Source organism: Paraburkholderia tropica, assembly GCF_900109265.1.
Taxonomy (GTDB): Bacteria; Pseudomonadota; Gammaproteobacteria; order Burkholderiales; family Burkholderiaceae; genus Paraburkholderia; species Paraburkholderia tropica.
The window spans coordinates 1-1,025 of record NZ_FNZM01000060.1 but is presented as its reverse complement, the minus strand read 5'-3'; the positions used below and the strand labels follow the sequence as shown (position 1 = coordinate 1,025).

Genomic DNA, 1,025 nt, shown 5'->3' with positions numbered 1-1,025 from the left:
CCTTCTCACACGCACCAGCGCGGCATTGCAGTATGTATCAACAGCGAACCTCGATTGCGCTTGTGCTCAACGGGGAAGCCCTTGTAGCGTGTTAGGCACTTTTGTTAAGGGCTGCAAAGTGAACGAGCATGAGCACGGAGAAGACGACGAAGTGCAAGCCAGCCAAGGTTTCGGGCAATCGCTCGTAGTCTCTGGCCAGTCGGCGGAAGCGGTTGAGCCAGCCGAAGCTGCGTTCGACCACCCAGCGGCGCGGCAACAGGACGAAGCCCTTTTTTGCCTCCGGCAGCTTGATGACCTGAAGCTCGATACCTTCGTCGAGTGCGGCCTGTGCAGGCTCTTCGCCGGTGTATCCCTGATCGGCAAACGCCACCATGACAGTCTGGCCCGTGGCCCGCTGAACCTGGCGCGCCAGTTCTCCGACTTGCGCGCGCTCCTGTTCGTTGGCGGGCGTCACATGCACGGCAAGCAACTGCCCCAAGGTATCGACCGCCATATGGACCTTGCTGCCGCGTTTGCGTTTGTATCCGTCGTAGCCGGCACGAGACCCACTCTCGCAGGTCGACTGCAGGGTACGCCCGTCGAGAATGACCGCGCTGGGTTGACCACGGCGCTCCTGCGCGACCCGGATGATCGAACGCAGATCGTTGACCATGGCCTCGAAACAGCCCGCCTGAATCCAGCGTTGTGTTTGCTGATAGACCAGTTCCCACGGTGGAAAGTCATTGGGCAACAAACGCCACGGCGCACCCGCGCGAACGATCCAGCGCAGCGCATTGAACATCTCGCGCAGTTCGTATCTGCGATGCGGTGCGTCTGTGTTCATCAGAGTCAGATAGGGAGCCGCAAAGCTCCATTCATCATTCGACACATCTGTCGGGTAGGGTCTGCGTTTTGCCATCTGGCCAGGATACCAGGTCTGGCCGCAAGTGTCTAACACGCTACAAGGGCTTCCCCGTTGAGCACAAGCGCAATCGAGGTTCGCTGTTGATACATACTGCAATGCCGCGCTGGTGCGTGTGAGAAGG

General features: G+C 59.6%; 1 protein-coding gene. It reads right to left on the bottom strand.

What is annotated here, in order from left to right; all coding sequences use genetic code 11:
- Window positions 1-91 precede the first annotated feature (91 nt).
- A complete protein-coding gene (locus BMY06_RS38020; protein ID WP_074987920.1) occupies window positions 92-898 on the bottom strand; it encodes an IS5 family transposase in 807 nt (268 codons plus the stop codon).
- Window positions 899-1,025 lie beyond the last annotated feature (127 nt).